A 25,581-nucleotide genomic window follows, 5' to 3' on the forward strand; every position below is an offset into this window, starting at 1 on the left:
GGTCGTTCCGCGCCGCTGGCCTTCAGGCCTGCGCCGTCGATCTCGCCGTGCTGCGCCGCCAGGCGTCGGGGGTGACGCCCTCACGCTCGCGGAACACGCGGGCCAGGTGCGAGGCGTCGCAGAAGCCGGTCTCGGCGGCGATCTCGGTCACCGTGCGTCCCGACGTTTCCAGAAGCAGGCGCGCCTGGGACAGGCGCAGGCGGAGGAAGGCCTCGGACGGGGTCAGGGCAATGGCGCGCAGGAAGTGGCGTTCCAGCTTGCGGCGGCTGACCTCCATCGCCTCGGCGATGCGGGTGACGCTGGGGGCGCTGTCCATGTGCTGCTGCATGTGCAGGATCGCCCGGCGCACCAGCGGGTCGCGGGTGTGCAGGTCCGACGGCAGGATCGGCTGCGGCTCGTCCGCGGGCATGGCATCGTCGATGATGAGGATGTGCAGGCTTTTCCGCGCCGCCGAGGTGCCGATGTGGCGGTCCACGAGATGCGCGGCGAGGTGCGCGGCGCTGGCCCCGCCCGAGCAGGTGAGGCGGTCGCGGTCGACAACGAAGATGCGGTCGGACACCGGCTCGATCCCGTCGAAGCGTTCCAGGAAATCCTCGTGGTGGAACCAGCTGACGCAGCAGCGGTAGCCCTGCATCAGGCCCGCGTCGTGCAGCAGGAAGGCCCCGGTGCACAGCCCGACGAGCGGGATGCCCGCGGCGGCGGCGCGGTGCAGGAAGGCGGCGTACTCCGGCGCGAGGCGGCCCACGTCGTCGAGCAGTCCGCCGACGACCACGACGTAGTCGAAGCGCGACGCATCGCCCAGCCGCTCGTTCGGCCCGACCGAGACGCCGCAGGACGAGCGGACGGGGGCCATGTCCGAGGACAGCACGCTCCAGCGGCAGCGGATCGGGCGCGAGCGGTCGCCCTCGTCGGCGGCAAGGCGCAGGACATCGACGAAGTTGGCGAAGGCCGACAGCGTGAAGCGTTCGCCAAGGATCAGACCGACGCGCAGGGCGGGATGAGTCGTTTCGGGCATGACGCGATCATACCGGAGATCTGGCGCATATCTACTCCCCTGCCCCGCGGCTTTCTGGCATGACGCGCAGGATCGCCCCCGCCCAAGGACCGCCGCCATGACCCGATTCTCCGCGCTGTCGCTCGTCAGGAACGCCCTCTCGGGCAACAGGGACTGGGACCAGCAGTGGCCCGACGCCCAGCCGAAGACCGAGTACGACGTGATCATCGTCGGCGCGGGCGGGCACGGCCTCGGCGCTGCCTACTACCTCGCGAAGGAGCACGGGATCACCAATGTCGCGGTGATCGAGAAGGGCTGGCTGGGCGGCGGCAACACGGGCCGCAACACCACGATCATCCGCTCGAACTATCTCTACGACGAAAGCGCGCGGCTTTACGACCATGCGCTCGACCTGTGGGAGGGCTTGAGCCAGGAGCTGAACTACAACGTCATGTTCAGCCAGCGCGGCGTGCTGATGCTGGCCCACAACGTCCACGACGTGCAGAGCTTCCAGCGCCATGTCTATGCCAACCGGCTGAACGGCGTCGACAACCAGTGGCTGACCCCGCGCCAGGCGAAGGAGTTCTGCCCGATCCTGAACATCTCGCCCGACGCGCGCTATCCGGTCATGGGCGCGGCGCTTCAGAAGCGTGCGGGAACCGCGCGTCACGATGCGGTGGCCTGGGGCTATGCGCGGGCGGCGGCGGCGCGCGGGGTCGACATCATCCAGAACTGCCCGGTGACGGCGATCCGGCGCGGCGCGAACGGCGCGGTCGAGGGGGTCGAAACGGCGCGCGGCTTCATCCGGGCGAAGAAGGTCGCCGTCTCGGCCGCCGGGCACACCAGCGTCATCATGGAGACGGCGGGCGTGCGCCTGCCGCTGGAAAGCTATCCGCTCCAGGCGCTGGTCAGCGAGCCGGTGAAGCCCTGCATGCCCTGCGTCGTGATGTCGAACGCGGTCCACGCCTACATGAGCCAGTCCGACAAGGGCGAACTGGTCATCGGCTCGGGCACCGACCAGTACACGAGCTATTCCCAGCGGGGCGGCCTGCCCCTGATCGAGCACACGCTGGCCGCGATCTGCGAGATCTTCCCGACGGTGACGCGGATGCGGATGCTGCGGAAATGGGGCGGCATCGTCGACGTGACGCCCGACCGCTCGGCGATCCTCGGCAAGACGCCGGTGCCGGGACTTTACGTCAACTGCGGCTGGGGCACCGGCGGGTTCAAGGCGACGCCGGGGGCGGGCCACGTCTTGGCCTGGACCGTGGCGAAGGACGAGCCGCACCCGATCAACGCGCCCTTCACGCTGGAGCGGTTCACGACCGGACGGCTGATCGACGAGGCGGCGGCGGCGGCCGTGGCGCACTGAACCGGCGGCAGCGGGCGGGGTGAAACCCCACCCTGCCCTTCGACCCGCGGGGACCGCCCCCGGACGACATCTTCGAGGACACGCACATGCTTCTGATCCATTGTCCCTACTGCGACGAGACCCTGCCGGAGTCGGAGTTCGCCTATGCCGGCGAGGCGCATATCGCGCGGCCCGCCGACCCCTCGGCCACCACCGACGAGGAGTGGCGCGACTACCTGTTCATCCGCTCGAACGTGAAGGGCGCCCATTACGAACGCTGGCGCCATGTCCACGGCTGCGCGCGCTTCTTCAACGCCGTGCGCGACACCGTGTCGGACCGGTTCCTGACCACCTATCCGGCGGGCGCGCCGCGCCCCGCCCTCAGCGATCTGGAGGCTTCCGAATGAGCCGCTTCCGCGTCACCGGCAAGGGCCGGGTCGACCACCACGCCCCCGTGCGCTTCACCTTCGACGGGAAGAGCTTCTTTGGCCTGCGCGGCGACACGCTCGCCTCCGCCCTGCTGGCCAACGGCGTGCACCTGGTGGGCCGGTCGTTCAAGTACCACCGCCCCCGCGGCATCGTCACCGCCGGTTCGGAAGAGCCGAACGCGCTGGTCGGCACCTCGCGCGGGCGCGGCCGGTTCGAGCCGAACACACGGGCGACGCTCCAGGAGCTGCGCTCGGGGCTGGTCGCGGAAAGCCAGAACCGCCTGCCCAGCCTGAAGTTCGACGTCGGCGCGATCAACGACGCGCTGTCGCCGCTGTTCTCGGCCGGCTTCTACTACAAGACCTTCATGTGGCCGAAGGGCTTCTGGGACAAGGTGTACGAGCCGGTGATCCGCGCCGCCGCCGGTCTCGGCCGCGCGCCCGAGACGACCGACCCCGACCGCTACGCCTCGCGCCATGCCCACACCGACGTGCTGGTGATCGGCGCCGGTCCCGCGGGCATCGCCGCGGCGCTGGCGGCGGCAAAGGCGGGGGCGAAGGTGGTGCTGGCCGAGGAGACGGCCGAGATCGGCGGCGCGCTGCTGTCCGATCCCGAGGTGGTCATCGATGGCGCGAAAGCCTGGAACTGGATCGCCGCGCGGGCGGCGGACCTGGCCGAGTCGGGCGTCCGGGTGATGACGCGCACCACCGCCATCGGCTATTACCACCAGAACATGATCGGTCTGGCCGAGCGGCTGACCGATCACCTCGACAGCGTGCCCGAGAACGCCCCGCGCGAGCGGCTGTGGCGGATCCGGGCGCGGCATGTCGTGCTGGCCCAGGGCGCCATCGAGAAGCCGCTGGTCTTCCACGGCAACGACCGGCCCGGCGTGATGCTGGCGGGGGCGGCGCAGACCTATCTGCACCGTTTCGGCGTGCGCGTCGGCGACAGCGCCGCCGTGGTGACGAGCCACGACAGCGCCTGGCATGCGGCCTTCGACCTGCAGGATGCGGGCACGGGGATCGCCGTGATCGTCGACACCCGCACCGACGTGCGCGAGGACCTGGTGGCCGAAGCCGAGCGGCGCGGCATCCGCCTGCGCCTTGGCCACACCGCGACGGGCACCGACGGGCGGCTGCGCGTCTCGGCCCTGCGGATCAACCCCCTGCGCGACGGCAGCGTCGGCAACGGCACGAAGGTCTTCTGCGACTGCGTGCTGATGTGCGGCGGCTGGACGCCCTCGCTGCACCTCTTCTCCCACACCAAGGGCACGCTGAAGTGGGACGCGGAGAACACCGCCTTCCTGCCCGACCGCAAGTCCGAGGCGGTTGAGATCGCGGGCGCGGGCCGCGGGCTCTGGGGCTACGGCGCGGCGCTCGACGACGGGGCGAAGGCGGGCGCGCTGGCGGCGGAGGCGCTGGGGCTCTCCGCCGCCGCGCCGACCCATGACGTGCGCCAGGACCGCCCCGGCACCGGCACCGCCCACGAGGAACTGCCGACCGACCACGACCGCGGCCACACCCGCGCCTTCGTGGACTTCCAGAACGACGTCACCGCGAAGGACATCCGCCTGGCGGTGCGCGAGGGCATGCGCTCGATCGAGCACGTCAAGCGCTACACCACCACGGGCATGGCGACGGACCAGGGGAAGCTTTCGAACATCAACGGCCTGCTGATCGCCTCGAACGCCCTGGGCAAGGAGCCGCCGAAGGTCGGCCTCACGACCTTCCGCCCGCCCTACACGCCGACGACCTTCGGCACCTTCGCGGGCTACCACCGCGGCGCGCATTTCGAGGTGACGCGCAAGACCCCCATCGACAGCTGGGCCGCCGAGAACGGCGCGGTGTGGGAGCCGGTGGGCCAGTGGCGCCGCGCGCGGTATTTCCCGCAAGGGTCGGAGGACATGGACGACGCCGTCGCCCGCGAATGCCGCGCGGTGCGCGAGGGCGTCGGCCTCTTCGACGCCTCGACCCTCGGCAAGATCGAGGTGACGGGCCCCGACGCCGCCGAGTTCATGAACCGGATGTACACGAACCCCTGGACCAAGCTCGCCCCGGGCAAGCTGCGCTACGGCGTGCTTCTGGGCGAGGACGGGTTCATCCGCGACGACGGCGTGATCGGCCGCATCTCCGACCACCGGTTCCACGTCACCACCACCACGGGCGGTGCGGCGCGGGTGCTGAACATGATGGAGGACTACCTCCAGACCGAGTGGCCGGACCTGGACGTGTGGCTGACCTCCACCACCGAGCAGTGGGCGGTCGCGGCGCTGAACGGGCCAAAGGCGCGCACGGTGCTGGATGGGCTGGTCGAGGGGCTGGACATCTCGAACGAGGCGTTCCCGATGATGTCGGTGGCCGACTGCACCGTCGCCGGGATCCCGGCGCGGCTGTTCCGCCTCTCCTTCACCGGCGAACTCGGCTACGAGATCAACGTGCCCGCCCGCCACGGCCGCGCGCTGTGGGAGGCGCTGATGGAGGCCGGAAAGGCCCACGGCATCACCCCCTACGGGACCGAGACGATGCACGTGCTGCGGGCCGAGAAGGGCTTCATCATCGTCGGGCAGGACACCGACGGCACGGTGACGCCGGACGACGCGGGGCTCGACTGGGCCATCGGCAAGGCGAAGCCCGATTTCGTCGGCAAGCGCTCGCTCGCCCGCCCCGACCTTGTGGCACAGGGGCGGCGGCAGCTCGTCGGCCTGCTGACGCAGGACGGCAAGGTGCGGCTGGACGAGGGCGCGCAGATCGTCGACGACCCGAACCAGCCGACGCCGATGAAGATGATCGGCCACGTCACGTCGAGCTATCACAGCGCCACGCTGGGCCGCTCCATCGCCATGGCGGTGATCGAGAACGGCCGCGCCCGCATGGGCGAGACGGTGCATGTGCCGACCGGGAAGGGCGTCGAGGCGGCGGTGATCGCCTCGGCCGTGTTCTACGACCCCGAGGGCGGCCGCGCCAAACTCTGAGAGCAGGAGACGACGATGAAGCATACCGACGACTTCGCCCCCGAGGACCTGCCGGCGATCGAGGTGCTGCCGCCCGCCGCCCGCTTCTCGCTGCGCGCCCGTCCGGCGCAGGCCGAGGTGCTGGGCCGCGCGCTCGGGCTGACCCTGCCCGGCCGGGTGGGCGAACGCACTGGCGAGGCGGGGCGCGAGGCGATGTGCCTCGGCCCCGACGAATGGGTGATCCTTGCGCCGGAGGAGGACGGCGCGGCCATCGTGCAGGCGCTGGCCGATGCCTATGGCGAGGCGCCCCATGCGCTGGCCGACATCTCGGACCGGGAGATCCGGTTCAGGGTCTCAGGGAAGGGGACGCTGGACCTGATGGCGATGGGCTGCCCGCGGGACGTGTCCGCCATCGCGCCGGGGCGCGGCGCGCGCACGGTCTTCGACGGCGCGACCGTCGTTCTGTGGCGCGACGGGGAAGAGGACGTGCGGCTCGACGTCTGGCGCTCCTTCGCGCCCCACGTGCGCGACCTGCTGGAAACCGGACGGGCGGAGCTGGCCGCAGGGCTTTGAGGGCGGGGCCGGGTTGCAGCCCGGCCCGCTCCGGCCGCGAGGGCGCAGCACGACACCGACCGGCACCGGATTGGGCGCGTTTCTGTCGGCGCCCCATGGCGCTTCGGCGGTTCTGTCATATAGTGATCCCTGAATATCACTCACGGGACCAGACCAGATGCCGAACCGCCGCAGCTTCCTCGCCACCTCCGCCGCCTTCGCCGCGCTTGGCGCCGCGCCGCGCCTCTGGGCCGCCACCGAGGCCGATCTCGGCGCGTCGCGCAGCGTCACGACGCTGAGCGACGGCCACCTGACCCTGCCCGAGAGCTTCGTGATCGGCGACCTCGATCCCGCCGCCGTGAAACGGATCCTCGACGCCGCCGGGACGCAGGCGGGCGGCATGGAGCCGCCCTGCAACCTCACCCTGATGCGCCACGAAGACGCGCTGGTGCTGTTCGATGCCGGCTCGGGCCATGCCTTCATGCCGACGGCCGGCAAGCTGATGGAGGCGCTGGACGCGGCGGGTGTGGCCGCCGACGACATCACCCACGTGATCTTTACCCACGGCCATCCCGACCACCTCTGGGGCGTGCTCGACGACTTCGACGAACCGGTCTTCGCCAATGCGCAGCATCTGATGGGCGCGGCGGAACGCGCCTACTGGTCCGACCCCGAGACGGTGAACACCATCGCCCCCGAGCGGCAGAGCTTCGCCGCCGGGGCGCAGCGGCGGATCGAGCTGCTGGGCGACCGGCTGGCCAGCTTCGACGACGGCGAGACGATCCTGCCGGGAATCGCCGCCGTCGCAACGCCGGGCCACACGCCGGGGCACATGTCTTTCGAGCTGTCCGGAGACGACGGCCGCGTCTTCCTGATCGGCGACGCCATCGGCAACGCCCACGTCGCGCTGGCGCAGCCGTCCTGGCACGCCCCCGCGGATCAGGACCCCAAGCTTGGCGTGAAGACCCGGCTGGCGCTGCTGGAGCGGCTGGCGGAGGACGGCACCACCGCCATCGGCTTCCACCTGCCCGGCGGCGGCATAGGCCGGATCACGCGCGACGGCGACGTATTCGGATGGGACGCGGGCTGAGCGCGGGCCCCGGCGGGGTCTACTGCCCCGCCGCCTCCTTCGCGATGCCGTCGAGCAGCTCTTCCACCGCGTCCATGGGACCGTCGGGATAGGTGCGGTAGCCGACCATCACCCTGCCCTCCCGTTCGGCGGCGAAGACGGTGTAGGGACAGTAGGCGATGTTCATCGGGTCGGCCTCCATCACCTCGCGGCTGACGACGGCCGAGCAGAAGACGTAGATCTCGGCGTTGTCGAACAGCTTCTCGGTGCCGCCCACATCCTCGCGCGTGCGCTCCAGCATCTCGCCGACGTGGCTCACGAACTCGACGACGAGGCCGCGGTTCACGATGGCCGATTCCAGCCCGAAGATCGCGTCGTCGAAGCTGCCGGCGACGTCATAGGTGACGACCTCCTGCGCCTGCGCCGGTGCGGCGGCCGGGAGGGCGGCGAGAGCGAGGACGAGGGCGAAACGGGCGGGGCGCATGGCGGGAACCTTTCGGGCAAAGGGGCAGGGCCGGTGCAACGGCGGGCCGGGTCGGGACCGGCCCGCCCCCATCCTACGCCCGGCGCGGGCGCGGGGATACGTCTGTTTCGCAGCCGCCGCGCGGTAAGGACCGGGCGGCGGCGGTGCCTCAGTCGCCGTGGGACGCGAGGAAGGCGATCAGCGCATCCCGGTCGCCCGCATCGGGCAGACCGCGGTAGGACATCTTGGTGCCCGGCATCGCGTCCCTCGGGTTCTCGAGGAAGGCCGACAGCCGGTCCGCGGTCCAGACCTCGCCGTTGTCGTAGGCCTCGCGGAAGGCGGGAGAGTAGTTGAACCCGTCGATGCTGCCGACCCCGCGCCCGAGGACGCCGTTCAGCTGCGGCCCGACCTTGTTCTTCGCCCCCTCGCCCACGGCGTGGCAGGCCTGGCACTTGCGGAACACCTTCTCCCCCGCCTCGGCCAGCGCCGGGTCCACCGCGGCGACATCCTCGCCCGCCGAACCCTCCGTTGCGGCGGCCGCTTCCGGGGCGGTGTCGGCAGGCCCGGCGGTCGTCTCCGGCTCGGCCGCGGCGGTCGTGGCAGGCTCCCTCTGGCCTTCGCCCGCCGCCTCGTCCGTGCCCGGCGTCACGTCCAGCACCGCGGCGCGCATGACGATCTCGGCCGGGGCCTCCTTGCAGTTCTCCATGCAGGGCTCGTAGGTCCATTCCTTCAGCTCGGTCTCGGGGCGGTCGTCCATGAAGAAGCCGTCGGCGTTCGGCATCTTCACCTCGGCAAATGTCTGGTCCGACAGCACGAAGTCCTCGTCCACGACGTTGTTGAGGTAGAGGATGTAGGCCGTCAGCGCATAGACCTGATCCGGCTCCAGGCTTTGCGCGTTGCCGAAGGGCATGGCGCGGTGGACATAGTCGATGACGGTCGACAGATAGGGCCAGTAGCTGCCCACCGTCTTGACCGGATCCTTGCGGTTCAGCGTGTCCCAGCCGCCCGCGATCTGCGGCCAGCGGCCCACCGCCTCGCCGAAGTCGCCGTGGCACATGGCGCAGGTCTCGACCCAGATCTCCTCGCCCGTCGCCACGTCGCCCGAGCCCCGGGGCAGGCCCTGCCCGTCGGGGCGCACGTCGATGTCCCAGGCGGCGACCTCCTCGGGCAGCGCCGCGCGGCCCAGACCGAAGCCGCCGTCGCGGGACAGGCTGGCGAAATCCTCGCCCTCGTCGGCCGGGGTCACGGCGTGTTCCTCGGCCGAGGCGGCGGGCACCAGCGCGTCCTCGACCGCATGCTCCACAGCCGCCACCGCGGCGACGACGCGGCCCGCGGCGGTGCCTTGGCCATCGGACGGCGCATGGATCATGCGGTCCGCCAGCCCGAAGGCGACGCCCAGCAGCGCGGTCGTGCCCAGCAGCGCGGGCACGAGGATCTTCACGGTTTCACGAGATTTCGACATTCTCGGCCTCCCCGTTGGCGTTGACGGCCCAGGTCTGGATGCCGTTGTTGTGGTAGATCGAGTTCTCGCCGCGGACCTTCCTCAGCATGTCCTTCGTCGGCTGGACATAGCCGGTGCTGTCCATCGCCCGGCTCTGCAGCAGCATCGGGGCGCCGTCCCAGTCGATCTCGAGGTAGAACCGGTGCATCGACTTGTCCATCGACGGCCCCGACATCCGCGCCTGATGCCAGGTCATGCCGCCGTCGGTCGTGACATCCACCCGCGGGATCGTGCCGCGCCCCGACCAGGCGACGCCGGTGATGACCAGCGGCCCCTTGCCATGGGTGATCGGCGCCTGCGGCGAGGGGCTGGTGATGACGGACTTGGCGTCCATCTCCCAGGTGAACTTGCGGGCGCGGCCGTTGTCGAGAAGGTCGGTGTACTTGCTCGTCTCCTCGCGCTGCTCCCAGGGCTGGTCGCCCACTTCGAGGCGGCGCAGCCACTTCACCCACATGTTGCCTTCCCAGCCCGGCACGACCAGGCGGACGGGATAGCCCTGCTCGGGGCGCAGCGCCTCGCCGTTCATCTTCCAGGCGACGAGGCAGTCGTCGAGCGCCTTCTCCATCGGGATCGAGCGGGTCATCGCCGCCGCATCCGCACCCTCGGCCAGCAGCCAGGTGCCCGCGGCCTTCACCCCCGCCTCTTCCAGCAGCAGGCGCAGGGGCACGCCCGTATACATCACGTTGTGGATCATGCCGTGGGTGTACTGGCAGCCGTTCAGCTGCGCGCCCGCCCACTCCATCCCGGAGTTCGCGGCGCATTCCAGGAAATGCACGCGGTTTACACGGGGAAAGCGCATGAGGTCGGCCATGGTGAAGACCAGCGGCCTTTCGACCAGGCCGTTGATCATCAGCCGGTGTTCCGCCGGGTCCACCTCGGCGATGCCGGCGTGGTGACGCTCGAAGCACAACCCGTTCGGGGTGATGATCCCGTCAAGCTCGTGCAGCGGCGTGAAGTTGACCGAGCTCACGGGATCCGCCGTCAGCCAAGGCACGTTGCGGCGCACCACGTGGGCCTCGTACTGCGACGGGTGGCCATAGGGGCGGGCGTCCACCCCCTCGCCCAGCTGCTGCATCCAGGGCCGAAGCTCGGTGATCGCGGGGTCGGCGGACTGTGCCATGGCCCGGCCGCCGGACAAGGCGGCTCCGGCCACGGCGGCCCCCCTCAGGAAGGCGCGTCGTGTCGGGGTCTTCATCGGTTTTCTCCTTCGTGGGGTTACGGCCTGACGTAGCTGTAACCGTCCTCCTGCAGCTCGATCAGCCGCACGACGCCCGAGGGCACCACCTTGGCCTCGTCCAGCAGTTCGGGCTTCTTCCCGGTCTTCTTCTCCATCCCGTCCATGGTGTTGGCGCAGGCGGCGAAACTCATGCCCTCTGTCTCCAGCGACATGGCGGCGATGCGGTCGGCGACGGGGCTGTCGGCCATAACCATGTGCAGGCCGGGGCCGTAGGTGACGATCTCGATCGTCACGGTGTCGCCCTGCTCCCTGTAATAGGAGGCGACGTTGGCGGCGTTGTTCAGCGCCATGTTCATCACCTGCGGGTCGTTCTCGTCGACGTGGATCGCCAGCTTGTGGGCCTTGCCCTCGGCGAACGCGCCGGTGGCCAGCATCCCGATCAGGGCGGCAGTCACGAAAGCCTTCATGTCCTTCATCCTTGTTCCAGAGTGACGGCGGTGTTCTCGGGCACCGAGACGGTGCCCTTCGACTTGATGTGCGCCTCGAGCACCTCCCAGATCGGCGGGCCCTCGGTGCCTTCGTTGACGCTGGCCCAGCCCGCGATGGTGTAGGTCTTCGCGGGGTCGATCCTTTCGCCCGTGCCAAGCAGCGTGAGCTCGGACAGCCGCTTGCCCTGCTCCTGCATGATGTCGATGCGGTAGCCGAGGCCGCCGACCCGCACCATGTCGCCGCCCTGCTGGTAGTAGGGGTCGGGGTTGAACAGGTTGTCGGCCACGTCCTCCAGCACGATCTTCAGCATCTCGCCGGTCATTTCCGAGCGGTAGGCGGCGGGGTAGGACATGGCGGTGACGTTGAACACGTCCTCCCGCGTGATCTCCTGCCCCGGCATCACCGAGGCGCCCCAGCGGAAGCCGGGGCTGAGCGCGATCTCGGCGTCGCGCTGCTCCAGCAGGGCCTCGCAGATCAGGTCGTCCCACGTCCCGTTGAAGTTGCCCCGGCGGTAGAGGAGCGTGTCGGTGCTTCCCAACACCTCGGCCATCTCGGTGGCGAAGGGGGCGCGGGTCTCGTCCACCAGCGCCGTCATCTCGGCATCCGGCGCGATCACGTCCGAGAAGATGGGGATCAGCCGGTGGCGCAGCGCCTTCATCGCGCCGTCCGCCACGTCGAGATCGACGCGCGAGACGAACTTGCCGTGGGAGCCGGAGGCGATCAGGAAGGTCTGGCCCACCTGCACCGGCTCGGGCAAGGCATCGTGGGTGTGTCCGGTCAGGATCACGTCGATCCCCGGCACTTCCGAGGCCATCTTGCGGTCCACGTCGAAGCCGTTGTGCGACAGCACGACGACCACCTCGGCCCCCGCGTCGCGGGCCTGCTGCACCACCTCGGCCATCCGCTCGGTCCTGACGCCGAAGCTCAGGTCCGGGAACATCCACGAGGGGTTGGCAATGGGCAGATAGGGGAAGGCCTGCCCGATCACGGCGACCGAGGTGCCGTTCCGCTCGAACATCTGCATCGGCTCGTAGGCCGGTTCGTCCCAGGTGGCGTCGAAGATGTTGGCGCCGAGGAAGGGGAAGGCCAGTTCGTTCTCGACGATCTCCGTCACCCGGTCGATCCCCAGCGTGAACTCCCAGTGCGATGTCATCGCCTCGGTCCCGAGGGCGTTGAAGATCCGGACCATGTCCGCGCCTTGCGTCCTGAGCGCGGGCAGCGAGCCCTGCCAGGTGTCGCCGCCGTCCAGCACCAGCGCGCCGGGCGCCTGCGCCTTGATCGCCTTCACCACGGTGGCGATCCGGTCCACCCCGCCCATCCGTCCGTATTCGCGCCCGAGGGCCACGAAATCCTCGAACGTCAGGGCGTAATCCATGGCCGAACCTTGTTCGATCCCGAACAGCTTGCGGAACTCGGCCCCCGTCAGGTGCGGCGGCAGCCCCGCGACCTGGCCGACGCCGACGTTGACCGAAGGCTCGCGGAACCAGATCGGCTGGGTCTGGGCGTGGATGTCGGTGATGTGGATCAGCGTCACGTCGCCCGTCGCCTGGTCGCCGATCAGCCCCTCCTGCGTCAGGCTCTGCTGCGCGGCAAGGCGGCCCCAGTTGCCGGTGGCCGACAGGCCCCAGAGCGCCGAGGTGGCCAGACCGGCCTGGATGAAATGGCGGCGCGAGATCATCGGAAGCTCCTCCGAAGCGATGAATTACATTCCGTAACGGGAATGTGACTTGAGACGAAAGCGCCCCGGACGGTTCCCCGCCGGGGCGCCTTGGATCAGTTGCGGACGCTCGGCCCTTCGACCGAGAGGCCGTTGCCGCGCGAGGCGACGTAAAGTTCAAGCGCCACGAACTCGGGGCTGCCGGGCTTGAACGTCTGGGCCCGGGTGTCGCGGATGCAGCCCTTGAAGCGGTCGTGGACCGAGTTCAGCTTGGCGTTCTTCAGCCGGTAGGCAGGGAAGCCGTTGATCTGCCCCTGGCTCAGGTGGTCGGCGCGGATCATGTTGCCGTAATTGTCTTCGTGGCAGTTGGCGCAGCTCAACTCCAGCTGGCCGTAGCGGGTGTAATACATCTCCTCGCCCTGCTTCCACGTCTCGTGGGCCGGGCCGTCGGTGGCGACGTTCACCGGCATCCCGCGCGACACGGCGGACATCAGCGCGCTCATGTTGTCCATCTCGGTCGAGACGTATCCCCAGGGCTCGGCCCCGGCGCGCTCGGTGATGCATTCGTTGATCTGCATCTCGATGGTCTGGACCTCGCCGTGCTCCTCGTCCCACTTCGGATAGACCGCGCGCGCCCCGGCCAGGGCCTCGGGCGACTCGTGGCAGTCGGCGCAGGACTGACCGCCTTCCTTCAGCGGCTCGGAAAACGCCTCGCGCGCCGCTTCCACGAACAGCATCCCCGGGTTCTCGAAATCGTCCGTCTCCAGCTGCTGCGTCTCGGGCGAGCGGAACTCCCACCCCGAGATCACCTCGGAGAAGGCGGGCACGAAATCCGGCGCCGGGGCGCGGGTGGTGATCGGGATCTCGCCGTTGATGACGAGATCCTGCGCCTGTGCGAACGTTCCGGTGGCCATCAGCGCCACCGCCATCGCCGTGATCGTTCTGGTCATCATCGGCTTTCCTCCCTTTCGCCGTTCCGGCCTATCCAACCGCGATGTCCTGCTTGTCGGTGTAGACCGACCCGTCGTCGTCGTACCAGGTGAACTCGAACGTGCCCGCCTCGGGCACCTTGGCCACGAATTCGAAGTACGGGTTGGTCGAGATCGCGGGTTCCATCGTGACGTCGATCACCGTCTCGCCGTTGAAGGTCGCGACGAAGCGGTTGATGATCGAGCGCGGGATGGTGTTGCCTTCCTTGTCCTTGCGCTGCCCGGATTCCATCGGGTGGGAGATCAGGGTCTTGATCGTGATGTCCTCGCCGGGCTTCGCGCTTTTCGGGACGCGGACGCGGGGGGTGACGTTTTCAGCCATGTCTGTAACTCCTTGCGATACCGCTTCAGCCGCCGCAGCCGCCGATGGTGACCTTCACTTCGCGCGAGGCGCGCTGGAACGTGCCGTCGGACATCTTGGCGACCGCCACGACCTCCTGCGTTTCCGCCAGGCGGATCCGGGTCGAGGCGCGCTGCGCCCCCGCGAGCTTGCCGAAGTGGAAGGTCACGACGTCGGGGTTGGGGTTGCCGGTGGCAAGCACGATGATCGCCTCGGCGCCGGGCGCGTCGACCTCGATCGGCACGGTGTTGCCGTTCTCGGCGATCTCCGGGGCGGTCAGGGTCAGGCCCGAGCCTTCGGCGACGTCGGCGCCGCCGGTGAAGGCGGAGATGGCGTCGGCGGTGGCGTCGGCCCAGGCGATGCGGGGCAGGACAAGCGCCGCCGCGCCCGCCGCCAGGGCATGTCTGCGGGTCAGGTTCATCTGGTTACTCCTTGAGCGTCATCAGGTAGGCGACCACGTCCTCGACCTGCTGGGCCGTCAGGATCGGCTCCAGCGGGCCCGAGGGGGCGTCGCCGGTATAGGCGTCGCCGGGACGGATATAGCCTTCGTTCTTGTAGAAGGACGGCATCATCGTCTCGGGGAAGGTCTTCTTCGCGTTGGCGACGATGCCGCGCAGCTCGGCCTCGCTCCAGCGGCTGCCGGCCCCGTCGAGCGGCGGACCGACCTCGCCCTGGAAGGGCACGTCGGCCAGGTCGCTGATCATGTGGCAGGCCACGCAGTTGCCCACCGACTTGTCGCCGGCGATCGCGGCGCCCGAGGCGGCATCCCCCGGCTGGCCGGTCAGCGAGGCTTCGACCGCGCCGGTGTCGGTATAGACGACGTCCGAGGGCGCCGGCGGCTCCGAGGCGAAGGCGGCGGTGCCGCAAAGCGCGGCGATCCCCGCGGCGAGGCGAATGTGGTTTCTCATGGATCCTCCCTTTGGCGATCTCTCACCTTGTGCACCACGGTATTCGAGGGCGCCACCCCGATCAAGAACAGATTTCAAATCTTGAATACTAAATCTGTCCGTACTCTCCCGTTCAGTCCGTCCCGCCCTGCTCCTCCAGCATTTGGGCGTGGTACTTCTGGAACGGCTCCTCCCCGGCATAGCCCTTCTCCAGCACCCATTTCAGCAGGTGCGCCGTCGTCGACTTGCCGAAGGCGCCCGGCATCGTCACCACCGCCGCATCGGCGGCCGAGGCGTCCTCGGGGACGTCGGCGGCGTGTTCGGGCAGGAAGATCAGCGTCGGCGTGAACATGGCGCCCCATTTCCGCACCGCGTCCTTCTCGCTCAGCACCTCGCCGTCGAAGTCCGTCACCTCGACGTCGCCGAACATGTTCAGCTGTACCACGTAGAAATCCTCGGCCAGCATCCGGTCGATCTCGGGCACGACGAAGACCTCCTCGTGCATCTTGGTGCAGTAGATGCAGCCCCGCTGCTCGATCATCAGCAGAAGCCGCCTGCCTTCCGATTCGGCCTCTTCCAGGTCCTCGCGCAGGACCTTGAAGGTGTCCTGCATCCAGGGCGCCTTGTGCAACCCGTCGTCGCCGAGGACGGGCTTGCGCGCCTCCTCGGCCGCGAGCGGCAGGGAGACCAGGATCAGGGTGGCGGCGAGCGCGGTGCGCAGCATGGAAATCTCCGTTATCCGTAGCGGGTGAAGATGGGGAAGGTCTCGATCATCCACTGGGCGATAGCATTGACCGAATTCGTCGCGATCAACACCCCGAACAGCACCAGGAGCGCGCCCATCACCTTCTCGACCGTGCCGAGGTGGCGGCGGAAGCGCGTCATGAAGCGGGTGAACGGCCCGACGAAGGCCGCCGCCAGCACGAAGGGCGCCGTCATCCCGATCCCGTATCCCAGCAGCAGGAACGCTCCGCGCCCGGCCGATTCGGTGCCCGCCGCGGTGAACAGGATCGCCGCCAGCACGGGACCGACGCAGGGCGTCCAGCCGAAGGCGAAGGCCAGGCCCACGACATAGGCCCCCGCCAGCGAAAGGTTGTTCACGTCGCCCGGCTCGGCCCGGAACTGGCGGTAGAGGAAGGGGATGCGCAGGACCCCGAGAAAATGCAGCCCCATGGCGACGATCAGCGCGGCGGCGACATAGCGCAGGACGTCGAACCAGTCGCGCACCGCCTGCCCGATGGCCGAGGCCGAGACGCCGAGCGCGACGAAGATCGTGATGACCCCGGCGGCGAAGGCCACGGCGCCGAGGATCGCGCGCGTCCGCAGTGCCGCGGGCACCTGCCCCTGCGGCCCCACCCCCTGCAGCGATCCGCCCGCGAGGTAGCCGAGGTAGAACGGCACCATGGGCAGGATGCAGGGGGACAGGAACGAGAGCAGGCCCGCAAACAGCGCGCCGCCCAGAGACACGTCGAACATTATTTTCCTCCCGAGCTTGGAAAAATCTAACATTCGGAATATGTCCGGCGTCAAGGCCCGATCCCGGGGATCCCTCCCGGGGGCCGATCCGGAGTGAGGAAGATGCGCGCGCTTGCGACCCTGCTGCTGATGTGCCTGCCCGGCGCGGCCCTGGCCGAGCTGTCCCTCGTCATGGTCGAGCAGGACGGCTGCGTCTACTGCGCCCGCTGGGACGCCGAGATCGCGCCCGCCTACGCCAACACCGAGGAGGGGCGCCGCGCGCCGCTGCGCCGGATCGACCTGCACGAACCGGTGCCCGCGGACCTTGAGCTCGACTCGGCCCCGCGCCTGACCCCGACCTTCATCCTGGTGGACGACGGCGAGGAAGTGTCGCGCATCGAGGGCTATCCCGGCGACCAGTTCTTCTGGCCGATGCTCGACGCGCTGCTGGAGCGGGCCGAACCGTGAACGACATGATCGGCCTGAAGAATTGCAATGTCGCGCCGCGGAACGCTAAGGTGGCGGCGCCCGAGGCCGATGCCGCCCCGAACGGAGACCACGTGTCGCTTCCAGTCTTCAACCAGTCCACGCCGGATGCCGAGTTCGAGCGGATGGCGCAGAACGCCCGCGACGCCGCCGACTTCCTCAAGGCGCTCGGCCACGAGTCGCGGCTGATGATCCTCTGCCACCTCGCCGCGGGCGAGAAATCGGTGACCGAGCTCGAACGCCTGCTGTCGGCACGGCAGGCCGCGGTGTCGCAGCAGTTGATGCGGCTCCGGCAGGAGAACCTCGTTACCGCGCGACGCGAGGGCAAGCAGATCTTCTATTCCTTGACGGACGGGCGCACCGTGCGGATCATGGAGGCGGTGTACGACCTGTTCTGCAAGTAACGGGCGTCGCCGGGAGGAGACATGACCGACCTCATCGGAGAGCCCGGCCTTGCCGCGCTCATCGGCCTTGGCGGCGGCATCGCCCTGGGCCTTGCCGCGCGTCTCGGCCGGTTCTGCACCCTCGGCGCGATCGAGGATCAGCTTTACGGCGGCTCATCGGCGCGGCTCAGGATGTGGGGCATCGCCATCGGCGCCGCCGTCTGCGCGACCTTCGCGCTGACCGCCCTGGGCCTGTTCGACCCCGCGCGCAGCTTCTACATCGCGCAGATGCCGGGACTGACCGGCGCCATCGTCGGCGGACTGGTGTTCGGGTACGGAATGGCGCTGTCGGGCAACTGCGGCTACGGCGCGCTGGCGCGGCTCGGCGGCGGCGACCTCCGGGCCTTCGTGATCGTGCTGGTGATGGGGCTTGCCGCCTATGTCACCCTCTCCGGTCCCCTCGCCGCCTTCCGCACCGCCGCCTTCCCCCGCCTTCCGGCCGAAAGCCCGAGCGGCATCGCCCACGTCCTCGGCACCGCCACCGGCCTGCCCGTGGCGGCCGTCGGCATCGCCCTCGGACTCGCGATCCTCGGGTTCAGCCTGCGCGGCGCCCGCGCGGCGGGCGTGACGCGGGCGCAGGGGGGATGGGCCGTCGTGGTGGCGGCGGCCATCCTGTCGGGCTGGATCGGCACCCACTGGCTGGCGGCGACGGGGTTCGACGCGCTGCCCGTGGTCTCGCACAGCTTCTCGGCCCCGATCGGCGAGACGCTGCTCTATGCCATGACCTCGTCCGGTGCGCGACCCAGCTTCGCCATCGGCTCGGTCCTCGGGATCGTCGCGGGCGCCGCGCTCGGCTCGCTGCTCAGGGGACAGTTCCGCTGGGAGGCCTGCGAGGACCCGCGCGAGCTGCGCCGCCAGATCCTCGGCGCCGCGCTGATGGGCTGGGGCGCGGTGACGGCGGCGGGCTGCTCCATCGGCCAAGGCCTCTCGGCATTCTCGCTGCTGGCGATCAGCGCGCCCGTGACCCTCGCCGCGATCTTCCTCGGCACCGCCCTTGGCCTCCGCCAGGTCATCGAGGGATGGCCCCTGCGCCGCCCGGTCTGAGCGCGCCCCGCTCCGGTCAGTTCCCGCGCAGCGCCAGCATGATGGCGACGTTCTGCGAGATCGGCAGTCCCGGCCCCGACACTCCGTCCGCGGTGCGCGCATCGTCGCCATAGCGCTCCAGCACCGCCGTCACCTCCGGCCCCGGCAGTTCGTTCAGGCTCATCAGCAGCAGCGTCACGTCGTTGCCGGAGTCCGTCGCGGCGATCTTGTCCGCCAGCGCCTCGAGCGCCCCCGGCTCCCCGAGGCGGGCGAGGTAGAGGTAGTAGTCCCAGGTCTGCGCGTTCCGCCGCGGCGACTCGAAGCTCCAGTCGATCCCGACCTTGCCCTTCAGGCGGTCGCGGATGTCGATTCCCGTGTTCCGGAGCCCGAGGAAGTAGTTGAACGAGATCGCCGGATTGTAGGGGATCCTGAGGTAGGCTTCGCGGATCGCCGCCTTCTGCGCATCGTCCAGCATCCGCGCATAGCTTGCCACCGCATTGCAGAACAGGTCGATTACGGCCAGGTCGCTGTCGGGACCGATCCGGCCGGCCACCGCCTCCAGTGCGGCGACGGCGCACTGGCGGTCCGAGTTCTCCTCGACCCAGGTGATCAGGTTGCGGCTGTCGTAGGAACGGGTGTCCGCCTCGGCGATGCGGGCCGCGACCATCGGGGGGCAGATGTCGGCGTAACTCATGTTCAGCTCCTGTCGGCGGCCTTCCACTGGTGATAGCGCAGCCGCATCGCGTTGGCCTTGTCCGGCCAGTACCCCATCAGGTTCACCGGGTCGTTGGCCATGACGTTGGGGGCCGCCGCACCTGCCGCGACCAGCGGCTCGGTGTTGGTGGCGGCATAGCCCGGAACGGCGGTGTTGACCGTCGCACGGTTGTGCGGCGCGAACTGCGCGGCGGACCCGCCGTCGTTGGGATGGCGCAGCTTCATGCTGTGGCCGATCTCGTGCGCCGCGTTGGTCCGCACCCCGGCGGTTTCGTTCTGGTAGATGAACGTGGCCGGGTGTCCGATGTTCACGTTCTCGCCGCCGAACACGGCTCCTGCGGTCGGGACGTACCAGTAGAGCCTGCGCGCCCCCGCCCGTCCCGTGGGCCCGGTGGTGCGGGCCGCGACCGCGGCCTGGGCGGCATTGTCGAGGGCGGTCAGGAAGGCCTGGTCGGTGGCGGCGTTGGTGCCCTGCTGGTACTGCCCGCCCGGCACCGGATACTCGGTGTTCTCGATCGTCGCCAGCGCGGCGTTCGCGCTGAGGTCTATGGTCCCGAGATCCTTCAGGTTCACCGAGATCAGCATCTGCCGGAAGATCTCGTTCATGCGGGTCTGGAGGGTGGCGACGTTGTAGGTGCCCGCCCCGGCCCGATTGGTGATGATGCCCGCGACGTCGATCATCAGCTCCTTCTCGACCTCGCACCAGATGTAGAAGCGGCCGATGTCGTCGCCGTCGCAGGTGACCTTCAGCGTGGCTTCGTCCGCCTTCTTGCCCTTGATCCTGAAGATCGCCTTCTTCGCGCTGATCTTCGTCGTCACCACCTCGGCCACGTCGGCCGGATCGACGGTGTAGGTGCAGTTCTCGATGCACGGAATGCATTCGTCGCCCTTGAAGTCGAAGTTGATCTCGACCTCCGTCTCCTTGCCGACGGCCACCGACACCCACCGCGTCTCGTCCCGCGTCGCCTTCGAGGCGGCGAGGACGACATTGCCCTTGTCCGGCACGGGCACCCAGTATTCGCCGTTCGCGGCGGCCTTGATGTTCGTCTTGTGGTCGAAGCCGTAGTACTTGGTCAGACCGTTGGTCGTGCCCTCGAAGAAGGCGACGTTGGCGCATTCCGGGTGCTGCACCAGGTTCACCTCGGTCTTGCTGCCGTCGGGCACGGCGACGCCCTTCTTCTCGTCCTTCTCCTCCTTGCCCCGGCGCACCTTGCCGTGGCCCTTCTTCTCGGCCGTGATGTCGTAGGTGCCCGGCGTGACCTTGCCGTAATCGGCCTTGCCGTCCTTGTCGGTCTGCTTGCTGCCAAGTGCGCCGGCCGTCACCGTCGCCCCCTCCACCGGCTTGCCGTTCAGGTCCTTCACCCAGACGATCAGCTCCGCCTCGGGTTTCGGCTTCGGCTGGGGTTTCGGCTTCGGCTGCGGGCCGGGACCGGGGCCCGGCGGCTCTTCCCCGCCGCCGCCACCGCCCGGCACGGACGGCGCGACGGGCTGGGCCACCCAGACGTCGCCCGCCATCAGCGCGTCGGCCAGGCGCTCGATCAGCCCGCGGTCGCCCCGCCCCTCGAGGCCCAGCCCCTGGCCGAAGCGGCGCACGCCCGCGAGGATCTCCTCGTCGGAGATGTGGCGCTGGAGGAAGCGCAGCGCCTCCTCGCGGTCGAGGAACCGGCGGCGGCCGGAGCCGGTGGCCACGTCGTGGCGGGCCATCAGCGCGAGACGGGAGGAGATATCGCCGATCCTGGTGCCCATCAGACCATCCGCCTGCCCGAAATTCGCGACACGAATGCAGCAAGCCTAGGGGCTTGTCGCCGCAAAGACAATCGCCGCGAACCGTGCCGCCGTGCCTGTCGCGCGCCACGCCCGGCGGCAACGCGCCCCCGCATCCGACGGGGTCCTTGACTTCGCCCCTGTCCGGCGCGATATGCCCTTCCAGACGCCAGCCCCTGCCGCGTGAGCAGACGGACCCCGAGCGGGCCATTCAGGGCAGCGTCCTCACCGGTTTCCCATTTCACGCGGGGGGGCAGCGCCATGACGGCATCCGGGGCAATGCGGCTCCGGGCGTCAGATCCCGGCGCAACCCTGACGTTGCGCACCGCCCCGCGGCGGTGCCTGCCGTTATCCGTGGCCCGCATCGGCGTGCCGCGACAAAGGACATCCTCATGGATTTCGACATGCTGGGCCTCTCGCCCAAGATCGTGGCCGCGCTGGCCGCCCAGGGCATCACCGAGCCCACCCCGATCCAGAAGCAGGCCATCCCCCACGCCATGAACGGCCGTGACGTGATGGGCCTGGCGCAGACCGGCACCGGCAAGACCGCCGCCTTCGGACTGCCCCTGATCCACACCCTCAGCCGCATCGGGCAGAAGCCGAAGCCGAAATCGGTGAACGGCCTGATCCTCGCGCCCACCCGCGAACTCGCCAACCAGATCGCCGAGAACCTGAAGGCCTATACCGGCGGCTCGCACCTGTCGGTCGCCATCGTCGTCGGCGGCGTCTCGATCAACCGCCAGATCAACCGGCTGGAGCGCGGCGTCGACCTTCTGGTCGCCACCCCGGGCCGCCTGATGGACCTGATCGACCGGCGCGCCGTGATGCTGGGCGACACCCGCTTCCTCGTGCTCGACGAGGCGGACCAGATGCTGGACCTCGGCTTCATCCATGCGCTGAGGAAGATCGCGCCGCTGCTGAACGCCGAGCGGCAGACGATGCTGTTCTCGGCCACCATGCCGAAGCAGATGGCCGAGCTTTCCAAGGCCTATCTCGTCGATCCGGTCCGCGTCGAGGTCGCCCGCCCCGGCCAGACCGCCGACAACGTCACGCAGTCCGTGCACTACATCGCCCAGGCCGAGAAGCAGGGCCTGCTGATGGAGCTTCTGAAGAAGCATCCGGGCGAGCGGGCGCTGGTCTTCGGACGCACCAAGCACGGCTCGGAAAAGCTGATGAAGAACCTCGACCGCGCGGGCTTCAAGACCGCCTCGATCCACGGCAACAAGAGCCAGGGCCAGCGCGACCGCGCCATCGCCGACTTCAAGGCGGGCCGGATCGACGTGCTGGTGGCCACCGACGTGGCGGCGCGGGGCATCGACATCCCCGAGGTGATGTACGTCTACAACTACGACCTGCCCAACGTGGCCGAAAACTATGTCCACCGAATTGGCCGCACCGCCCGCGCCGGGGCCTCCGGTCAGGCCATCGCCTTCTGCGCGCCGGACGAGATGCCCTATCTCAAGGACATCGCCAAGGTCGTGAAGCAGGACATCGAGACCGCCTCGGGCCGCCCGTGGGAAGTCGTGGGCGGCGCCAAGCCCGCCGCGAGCCGTCGCCGCGGTGGCGGTGGCGGCAACGGGGGCGGCCAGCGCAAGCCCGCGGCCCAGGGCAAACCGGCGCAGGCGAAACCCGCCGGCGCTCGCCCGCGCCGCCGCCGCCGCGCCGCCTGAACGGCCCGGCAACAATGACCCGGGGGGCTCCCCCCCCCGCGTCGCCATGCTCCTGAAGCTCTGCACGGCCCGCTGCGCTCAGGCGCCGTTGCGCACGGGCCGAAGGGTGCGCGACAGGGCCTCCCCCGTCCGGGCGTGCTGCGCGCAGGTGCAGCCTCTGTTCGGCAGGACGGACATGGCGCTTCTCTCCTTCTGACGCGGGTGCACCCCGACACGACACGGGGAAAGGTGGCACAGCTTCGGCGCCGGGCCCCGGAGCGGCCGCCCCGCGGAGCGGAGCTGCGGCTCTGCCATTTCCGCGATCCTGCGCGCGGGTCAGGTTTCGGCCAAGTCAGGGAAACCCGACCCGACCCCGACCGCCCTACTCGGCCGGGATCCGCACCGAACGCCCGCCACTGCGCGGCATCACCCAGACCTCGTTCATCGGGTACTGCGATTCGTCCTTCGCCATCAGCTTGCCGATCACCTCGACCTGGAACTCGATCCAGCCCATGCGGTGCACCGTGCCCGCCTTTTCCTCGATCTTCGCGTTCAGCTCCCGGAGCTTCCAGAACGGCACCGCCGGGAAGGTGTGATGCGCCGTGTGATAGGGCATCTGCCAGCAGAGCCAGCGCATCAGCGCATTGGTCCGGGTCGAGCGGGTGTTCTCGAAGATGTCGTCTTCGTGGGACAGGCCCAGGTGCTCGATCGTGTTCTGCAGCTGGTGCACGGGCTTCGTCAGCACCATCGGCAGGATCCAGAACGTCAGCGCCGCCCAACTCTGGAAGGCGACCGACAGCACCGCGATCAGGGCGTAGCCCAGCAGGTGCAGCCGCGCCTCGCGGATGATCTTCGCCTCTTCCGTGGGCTTGATGTAGGGCTCGACGATGATCCCGCGCGCGCGGCGCACCAGCCCGGCCACGCGGTTCCTCCAGTACGTGATCCCCGAGAGCCACAGCAGGTAGGTGGTCAGCGTGTAGGGCTCGCGCACCAGCTCGCCGTCGCGCTCCCAGTTCTGGGTGTACTGGTGATGGGCGAAGTGCATCACCTGGTCGAAGTCGCGCGGGAAGATCATGAGAAAGCCGATGATCCGCCCGAACACCTCGTTCGCTTTCCGGGTGGCGAAGACGGTGGCATGGCTCAACTCGTGCTGCGCGGCGTAGAGGAAGTTGATCAGCACCCCCAGCACGAACCCCGTCAGCAGAACCCACGGCGTGCCCATGACCATTGCATGGGCCCAGCCCGCCGCGAGTATCGCCGCGACATGGCTGCCCATCTGCAGGGCCCCCGCCCGGTCCGAACGCGCCGTCAGCGCCCGCATCTCGGCCGGGGTCAGCAGCTTGCGTCGCGAGAATTCCGCTTCCATGGTCCGCCTCCTGTCGCTTGTCGCGGCGAGCCTAGCGCGCGGAAAGGCGGCGACGCAAGGTCAGGCGGAAGGGTCGGCCAGCGCGGTCGTCGCAGCCTCGACAAGTTCGAAATCCAGCGGCGGCATGTCCTGCACCGGGGTGCGCCGCTTGTACTCGAAGCGGGTCTCCCCGTCCTCGGTATCGCCCGCCACGACGAGGCACTGCGAGACATGGCCGGCGCCGTCATGGACGTTGACGAGGCCCCGCAGCTTCGGCGCATCCTTCGCGTCGACGACGAACCCGCCGGGCGACAGGCGCAGGATGTCGAAGACGATCCCCCCGGCCTCCACCCGCATCAGCCCGCGCTTCGCCCCGCCCCCCCTGAGACCGAGACGCACTTCCTTCGGCAAATGGTTCGACATGGCATCCCCCCGGATCGCTATGCTTTCCAAGATGGGCCAGTTGCTTGATCCGTCAAGCCTTTTGCGGAATTATCGCGCTTGCGCGGACAATTCGGCCGCCCAAGCTCAGCTCTTCGCCCTGGGACGCAGGACGTGGGGCATCCCTGCGTCGTACAGGGCCGAATCGCGAAAGCCACCGACCTCGCCCAAGGCGGGTCCGACAAGGATCAGCGCCGTCCGGGTGATCTTAGCCGCCCGCACCTTCTCGCGGATGTCGGAAAGGGTGCCCTTCAGCAACGCCTGGTCCGGCCAGCCCACGCGATAGGCCACCACCACCGGGCAGTCCGCCCCGTAGTGCGGCACCAGCACCCGCTCGATCTCCCGCAGCGCCCGGATCCCGAGGTGGATCGCCAGGGTCGCGCCGGTCCGCGCGAAGTTCTCCAGCGTCTCGCCCGGCGGCATCGAGGTCGATTTCATCGACATCCGCGTCAGCACGATCGACTGCGCCACCTCCGGCACCGTCAGCTCCTGCCCCAGGGCCGCCGCCGCCGCGGCATAGGCGGGCACCCCCGGCACGATCTCGTAGGGGATGCCGTCGGCCCGCAACCTCCGGATCTGCTCGGCGATGGCCCCGTAAAGCGAGGGATCGCCCGAATGCACCCGCGCCACGTCCTCGCCCCGACCGTGGGCCGCCAGGATCTCGGCATGGGTCTCCTCCAGCGTCATCGCCGCCGTGTCCATCACCCGCGCCCCCGCGGGCGCCCCGGCCACGACCTCGGCAGGAACCAGCGACCCGGCGTAGAGACACACCGGGCAGGCTCCGATCACCCGCTGCGCCTTCAGCGTCAGAAGCTCCGGATCGCCCGGACCCGCGCCCACGAAATACACCGTCATCCCGTCTCTCCCCGTCTGCGGCCCGCGTCGCACCGCCGCCATCTTTGCTTTCCAAATATCCCCGCCGGAGGCTCCCGCATCCTCCGCCCGCGCGACACCGGCCTAACGCGCCGCCTTTGCCAGGTCGCCGTCGATCCGCCGCGCATAACCCCGTGGCGTGTACATCCGCGGCCCCGTGCCGAGCATCGCCAGCCGCGACTGCGACGAGCCGACCAGCACCACCGTCAGCATGTCCACCTCGTCCACCTCCAGCGCGTCGAGCCTCCGGTAGCGCAGGGCCTCCTCCGGCCGCCCGAGGGAAGAGGCCAGCAGCACCGGCGTGTCGGCGGGCCGGTGGGCGAGCAGGATGTCGCGCGCCTCGGCCAGCAGGGTGCGGCGGCGCTGCGACACGGGATTGTAGAAGGCGATCACGAAATCCCCCTCCGCCGCCGCCTTCAGCCGCCGCAGGATGTCCTCGCGCGGGGTCAGCAGGTCGCTCAGCGAGATCGCGCAGAAGTCGTGGCCCAGCGGCGCCCCGGCCCGCGCCGCCGCCGCCTGCAGGGCCGAGACGCCGGGCGCGCA

General features: G+C 69.5%; 27 protein-coding genes. 9 read left to right on the top strand and 18 right to left on the bottom strand.

Features of this window, described 5'->3' with window-relative positions:
- Positions 1–22: 22 nt before the first annotated feature.
- Positions 23–1,015 carry a GlxA family transcriptional regulator gene (locus A7B20_RS11140; protein ID WP_102108658.1) on the bottom strand — a complete coding sequence of 331 codons (993 nt, stop codon included), beginning with the start codon at positions 1,013–1,015 and terminating at the stop codon, positions 23–25.
- A 97-nt stretch (positions 1,016–1,112) separates the two neighbouring features.
- Here A7B20_RS11140 and A7B20_RS11145 point away from each other — a divergent pair, with 97 nt between their 5' ends.
- The 5 genes from A7B20_RS11145 (at position 1,113) to A7B20_RS11165 (ending at position 7,363) form a co-directional block, all read left to right on the top strand.
- Entirely contained in the window at positions 1,113–2,366 is a 1,254-nt protein-coding gene (locus A7B20_RS11145) for a sarcosine oxidase subunit beta family protein (RefSeq protein ID WP_102108659.1), read from the top strand.
- Between the two features lie 86 nt (positions 2,367–2,452).
- Entirely contained in the window at positions 2,453–2,752 is a 300-nt protein-coding gene (locus A7B20_RS11150) for a sarcosine oxidase subunit delta (RefSeq protein WP_102108660.1), read from the top strand.
- Positions 2,749–5,742 carry a sarcosine oxidase subunit alpha gene (locus tag A7B20_RS11155; protein ID WP_102108661.1) on the top strand — a complete coding sequence of 998 codons (2,994 nt, stop codon included), beginning with the start codon at positions 2,749–2,751 and terminating at the stop codon, positions 5,740–5,742. Before A7B20_RS11150 ends, A7B20_RS11155 begins: the two co-directional genes overlap by 4 nt.
- Before the next feature lie 15 nt (positions 5,743–5,757).
- Entirely contained in the window at positions 5,758–6,294 is a 537-nt protein-coding gene (locus tag A7B20_RS11160) for a sarcosine oxidase subunit gamma (protein WP_102108662.1), read from the top strand.
- A gap of 157 nt (positions 6,295–6,451) precedes the next feature.
- Positions 6,452–7,363, top strand: a complete 912-nt coding sequence (locus A7B20_RS11165; RefSeq protein ID WP_102108663.1) for an MBL fold metallo-hydrolase — start codon at positions 6,452–6,454, stop codon at positions 7,361–7,363.
- 19 nt (positions 7,364–7,382) lie between these two features.
- Here A7B20_RS11165 and A7B20_RS11170 read toward each other — a convergent pair whose 3' ends face one another.
- From A7B20_RS11170 to A7B20_RS11220, 11 genes are all read right to left on the bottom strand, one after another.
- Positions 7,383–7,826, bottom strand: coding sequence for a DUF302 domain-containing protein (locus tag A7B20_RS11170; RefSeq protein WP_102108664.1), 444 nt, complete (start codon positions 7,824–7,826; stop codon positions 7,383–7,385).
- A gap of 148 nt (positions 7,827–7,974) precedes the next feature.
- Positions 7,975–9,267: a c-type cytochrome gene (locus A7B20_RS11175; RefSeq protein WP_102108665.1), complete on the bottom strand. Its 1,293-nt coding sequence runs from the start codon at positions 9,265–9,267 to the stop codon at positions 7,975–7,977.
- On the bottom strand, positions 9,251–10,501 hold the full coding sequence (soxC, locus tag A7B20_RS11180; protein WP_102108666.1) for a sulfite dehydrogenase: 1,251 nt from the start codon (positions 10,499–10,501) through the stop codon (positions 9,251–9,253). The genes A7B20_RS11175 and soxC overlap by 17 nt, the downstream gene beginning before the upstream one ends.
- Positions 10,502–10,521: 20 nt before the next feature.
- The gene (locus tag A7B20_RS11185) at positions 10,522–10,950 is read right to left on the bottom strand and encodes a DsrE family protein (RefSeq protein WP_216641197.1); all 429 of its coding nucleotides are present in this window, start codon (positions 10,948–10,950) and stop codon (positions 10,522–10,524) included.
- Positions 10,951–10,955: 5 nt separating this feature from the next.
- Complete coding sequence (gene soxB / locus A7B20_RS11190) at positions 10,956–12,650, bottom strand: thiosulfohydrolase SoxB (protein WP_102108668.1); 1,695 nt, start codon at positions 12,648–12,650, stop codon at positions 10,956–10,958.
- Positions 12,651–12,745: 95 nt separating this feature from the next.
- Positions 12,746–13,582 (bottom strand): sulfur oxidation c-type cytochrome SoxA, encoded by an 837-nt coding sequence (gene soxA / locus A7B20_RS11195; RefSeq protein WP_425437157.1) that lies wholly within the window; start codon positions 13,580–13,582, stop codon positions 12,746–12,748.
- A 28-nt stretch (positions 13,583–13,610) separates the two neighbouring features.
- Complete coding sequence (gene soxZ / locus A7B20_RS11200) at positions 13,611–13,940, bottom strand: thiosulfate oxidation carrier complex protein SoxZ (RefSeq protein WP_102108669.1); 330 nt, start codon at positions 13,938–13,940, stop codon at positions 13,611–13,613.
- A 25-nt stretch (positions 13,941–13,965) separates the two neighbouring features.
- Positions 13,966–14,379, bottom strand: coding sequence for a thiosulfate oxidation carrier protein SoxY (gene soxY, locus A7B20_RS11205; RefSeq protein ID WP_102108670.1), 414 nt, complete (start codon positions 14,377–14,379; stop codon positions 13,966–13,968).
- A gap of 4 nt (positions 14,380–14,383) precedes the next feature.
- Positions 14,384–14,866 carry a sulfur oxidation c-type cytochrome SoxX gene (soxX, locus tag A7B20_RS11210; RefSeq protein WP_102108671.1) on the bottom strand — a complete coding sequence of 161 codons (483 nt, stop codon included), beginning with the start codon at positions 14,864–14,866 and terminating at the stop codon, positions 14,384–14,386.
- Between the two features lie 112 nt (positions 14,867–14,978).
- A complete protein-coding gene (locus A7B20_RS11215) occupies positions 14,979–15,569 on the bottom strand; it encodes a thioredoxin family protein (RefSeq protein ID WP_102108672.1) in 591 nt (196 codons plus the stop codon).
- 11 nt (positions 15,570–15,580) lie between these two features.
- Complete coding sequence (locus tag A7B20_RS11220; RefSeq protein WP_102108673.1) at positions 15,581–16,321, bottom strand: cytochrome c biogenesis CcdA family protein; 741 nt, start codon at positions 16,319–16,321, stop codon at positions 15,581–15,583.
- A gap of 102 nt (positions 16,322–16,423) precedes the next feature.
- Here A7B20_RS11220 and A7B20_RS11225 point away from each other — a divergent pair, with 102 nt between their 5' ends.
- The 3 genes from A7B20_RS11225 to A7B20_RS11235 all read left to right on the top strand — a co-directional run bounded on the left by A7B20_RS11225 (position 16,424) and on the right by A7B20_RS11235 (position 18,273).
- On the top strand, positions 16,424–16,768 hold the full coding sequence (locus A7B20_RS11225) for a thioredoxin domain-containing protein (RefSeq protein WP_102108674.1): 345 nt from the start codon (positions 16,424–16,426) through the stop codon (positions 16,766–16,768).
- Between the two features lie 143 nt (positions 16,769–16,911).
- Positions 16,912–17,190, top strand: coding sequence for an ArsR/SmtB family transcription factor (locus A7B20_RS11230; RefSeq protein WP_425437158.1), 279 nt, complete (start codon positions 16,912–16,914; stop codon positions 17,188–17,190).
- 21 nt (positions 17,191–17,211) lie between these two features.
- A complete protein-coding gene (locus A7B20_RS11235; RefSeq protein WP_102108675.1) occupies positions 17,212–18,273 on the top strand; it encodes a YeeE/YedE family protein in 1,062 nt (353 codons plus the stop codon).
- Positions 18,274–18,289: 16 nt separating this feature from the next.
- Here the strand turns inward: A7B20_RS11235 and A7B20_RS11240 are convergent, their stop codons facing one another.
- Both A7B20_RS11240 and A7B20_RS11245 read right to left on the bottom strand, forming a co-directional pair.
- The gene (locus A7B20_RS11240) at positions 18,290–18,946 is read right to left on the bottom strand and encodes a hypothetical protein (RefSeq protein ID WP_102108676.1); all 657 of its coding nucleotides are present in this window, start codon (positions 18,944–18,946) and stop codon (positions 18,290–18,292) included.
- Between the two features lie 2 nt (positions 18,947–18,948).
- Positions 18,949–20,712 (bottom strand): carboxypeptidase regulatory-like domain-containing protein, encoded by a 1,764-nt coding sequence (locus A7B20_RS11245; protein WP_102108677.1) that lies wholly within the window; start codon positions 20,710–20,712, stop codon positions 18,949–18,951.
- 410 nt (positions 20,713–21,122) lie between these two features.
- Between A7B20_RS11245 and A7B20_RS11250 the strand changes: the two genes are divergently transcribed.
- Positions 21,123–22,400, top strand: coding sequence for a DEAD/DEAH box helicase (locus A7B20_RS11250; protein ID WP_102108678.1), 1,278 nt, complete (start codon positions 21,123–21,125; stop codon positions 22,398–22,400).
- Positions 22,401–22,761: 361 nt separating this feature from the next.
- Here A7B20_RS11250 and A7B20_RS11255 read toward each other — a convergent pair whose 3' ends face one another.
- The 4 genes from A7B20_RS11255 to A7B20_RS11270 all read right to left on the bottom strand — a co-directional run.
- The gene (locus A7B20_RS11255; protein ID WP_102108679.1) at positions 22,762–23,745 is read right to left on the bottom strand and encodes a fatty acid desaturase; all 984 of its coding nucleotides are present in this window, start codon (positions 23,743–23,745) and stop codon (positions 22,762–22,764) included.
- 60 nt (positions 23,746–23,805) lie between these two features.
- On the bottom strand, positions 23,806–24,147 hold the full coding sequence (locus A7B20_RS11260) for a hypothetical protein (RefSeq protein WP_102108680.1): 342 nt from the start codon (positions 24,145–24,147) through the stop codon (positions 23,806–23,808).
- A 105-nt stretch (positions 24,148–24,252) separates the two neighbouring features.
- Positions 24,253–25,020: a precorrin-4 C(11)-methyltransferase gene (cobM, locus tag A7B20_RS11265; protein WP_102108681.1), complete on the bottom strand. Its 768-nt coding sequence runs from the start codon at positions 25,018–25,020 to the stop codon at positions 24,253–24,255.
- 102 nt (positions 25,021–25,122) lie between these two features.
- The coding region (locus tag A7B20_RS11270) for a precorrin-3B C(17)-methyltransferase (RefSeq protein ID WP_172960998.1) at positions 25,123–25,581 on the bottom strand (459 nt) is incomplete at its 5' end.

The sequence above is a fragment of the Oceaniglobus roseus genome (assembly GCF_002869745.1).
Lineage (GTDB): Bacteria > Pseudomonadota > Alphaproteobacteria > Rhodobacterales > Rhodobacteraceae > Oceaniglobus > Oceaniglobus roseus.

Excerpts from the sequence above, each read along its gene's own strand:
- A7B20_RS11155 (WP_102108661.1), top strand. The coding sequence starts at position 2,749 with ATGAGCCGCTTCCGCGTCACCGGCAAGGGCCGGGTCGACCACCACGCC.
- soxC (WP_102108666.1), bottom strand. The coding sequence starts at position 10,501 with ATGAAGACCCCGACACGACGCGCCTTCCTGAGGGGGGCCGCCGTGGCC.
- soxZ (WP_102108669.1), bottom strand. The coding sequence starts at position 13,940 with ATGGCTGAAAACGTCACCCCCCGCGTCCGCGTCCCGAAAAGCGCGAAG.
- soxB (WP_102108668.1), bottom strand. The coding sequence starts at position 12,650 with ATGATCTCGCGCCGCCATTTCATCCAGGCCGGTCTGGCCACCTCGGCG.
- A7B20_RS11140 (WP_102108658.1), bottom strand. The coding sequence starts at position 1,015 with ATGCCCGAAACGACTCATCCCGCCCTGCGCGTCGGTCTGATCCTTGGC.
- A7B20_RS11160 (WP_102108662.1), top strand. The coding sequence starts at position 5,758 with ATGAAGCATACCGACGACTTCGCCCCCGAGGACCTGCCGGCGATCGAG.
- A7B20_RS11230 (WP_425437158.1), top strand. The coding sequence starts at position 16,912 with ATGGCGCAGAACGCCCGCGACGCCGCCGACTTCCTCAAGGCGCTCGGC.
- soxA (WP_425437157.1), bottom strand. The coding sequence starts at position 13,582 with ATGATGACCAGAACGATCACGGCGATGGCGGTGGCGCTGATGGCCACC.
- A7B20_RS11170 (WP_102108664.1), bottom strand. The coding sequence starts at position 7,826 with ATGCGCCCCGCCCGTTTCGCCCTCGTCCTCGCTCTCGCCGCCCTCCCG.
- A7B20_RS11255 (WP_102108679.1), bottom strand. The coding sequence starts at position 23,745 with ATGGAAGCGGAATTCTCGCGACGCAAGCTGCTGACCCCGGCCGAGATG.
- A7B20_RS11250 (WP_102108678.1), top strand. The coding sequence starts at position 21,123 with ATGGATTTCGACATGCTGGGCCTCTCGCCCAAGATCGTGGCCGCGCTG.
- A7B20_RS11225 (WP_102108674.1), top strand. The coding sequence starts at position 16,424 with ATGCGCGCGCTTGCGACCCTGCTGCTGATGTGCCTGCCCGGCGCGGCC.
- A7B20_RS11185 (WP_216641197.1), bottom strand. The coding sequence starts at position 10,950 with ATGAAGGCTTTCGTGACTGCCGCCCTGATCGGGATGCTGGCCACCGGC.
- cobM (WP_102108681.1), bottom strand. The coding sequence starts at position 25,020 with ATGACGGTGTATTTCGTGGGCGCGGGTCCGGGCGATCCGGAGCTTCTG.
- A7B20_RS11240 (WP_102108676.1), bottom strand. The coding sequence starts at position 18,946 with ATGAGTTACGCCGACATCTGCCCCCCGATGGTCGCGGCCCGCATCGCC.
- A7B20_RS11150 (WP_102108660.1), top strand. The coding sequence starts at position 2,453 with ATGCTTCTGATCCATTGTCCCTACTGCGACGAGACCCTGCCGGAGTCG.
- A7B20_RS11165 (WP_102108663.1), top strand. The coding sequence starts at position 6,452 with ATGCCGAACCGCCGCAGCTTCCTCGCCACCTCCGCCGCCTTCGCCGCG.
- A7B20_RS11245 (WP_102108677.1), bottom strand. The coding sequence starts at position 20,712 with ATGGGCACCAGGATCGGCGATATCTCCTCCCGTCTCGCGCTGATGGCC.
- A7B20_RS11145 (WP_102108659.1), top strand. The coding sequence starts at position 1,113 with ATGACCCGATTCTCCGCGCTGTCGCTCGTCAGGAACGCCCTCTCGGGC.
- A7B20_RS11235 (WP_102108675.1), top strand. The coding sequence starts at position 17,212 with ATGACCGACCTCATCGGAGAGCCCGGCCTTGCCGCGCTCATCGGCCTT.
- A7B20_RS11260 (WP_102108680.1), bottom strand. The coding sequence starts at position 24,147 with ATGTCGAACCATTTGCCGAAGGAAGTGCGTCTCGGTCTCAGGGGGGGC.
- A7B20_RS11175 (WP_102108665.1), bottom strand. The coding sequence starts at position 9,267 with ATGTCGAAATCTCGTGAAACCGTGAAGATCCTCGTGCCCGCGCTGCTG.
- soxY (WP_102108670.1), bottom strand. The coding sequence starts at position 14,379 with ATGAACCTGACCCGCAGACATGCCCTGGCGGCGGGCGCGGCGGCGCTT.
- A7B20_RS11220 (WP_102108673.1), bottom strand. The coding sequence starts at position 16,321 with ATGTTCGACGTGTCTCTGGGCGGCGCGCTGTTTGCGGGCCTGCTCTCG.
- soxX (WP_102108671.1), bottom strand. The coding sequence starts at position 14,866 with ATGAGAAACCACATTCGCCTCGCCGCGGGGATCGCCGCGCTTTGCGGC.
- A7B20_RS11215 (WP_102108672.1), bottom strand. The coding sequence starts at position 15,569 with ATGCTGCGCACCGCGCTCGCCGCCACCCTGATCCTGGTCTCCCTGCCG.